Here is a 470-nt window from a genome sequence, read left to right as displayed (position 1 = left end):
AAAACCCTGTAAGATTTTATAAAAATAATTTTTTTATGCTTAAAGATAAAGTAAACAATATATATGTTTATGTTTATGAGCATAGAACAAATGATAATTATAATGATTTATATTTATCTAGAAATGATGTTTTTCCATATATAGGAAGAATATATATAAATAATGATAATGGCTTTATTATAAATGATGTTTATTTTTCATCTGAGAGAATAGCAGTTAAAAATTATTATGATAAAGATAATCCAATTTTAACTACTAAGCACTCATCATATAGTAATAGAAGCTATGGATATGAAGCAGAAACTTTTGCTGAAATAAAATTCAAAACGAAATTAGATGATGTTTCACAATCACAAATTGAGTATGTTGTCGAGTTTAAGCCTTATGACAGTATTGTTGACTATGTTGGAGATAATATTAAAAAAACTTTAAGAGAGCCTCTAAAAATAGAAGGAACATTTGAAATTATA

The 470-nt window shown here is 23.2% G+C and carries 1 pseudogene; it reads left to right on the top strand.

From position 1 onward, the window contains the following. Positions 1-470, top strand: a pseudogene (locus tag E6A48_RS08305) (hypothetical protein); the annotation flags it as partial.

The organism is Brachyspira pilosicoli (assembly GCF_019402445.1).
Lineage (GTDB): Bacteria > Spirochaetota > Brachyspiria > Brachyspirales > Brachyspiraceae > Brachyspira > Brachyspira pilosicoli_B.
The sequence above is the reverse complement of the archived record's forward strand: the minus strand, read 5'-3'. Positions and strand labels throughout refer to the sequence as shown.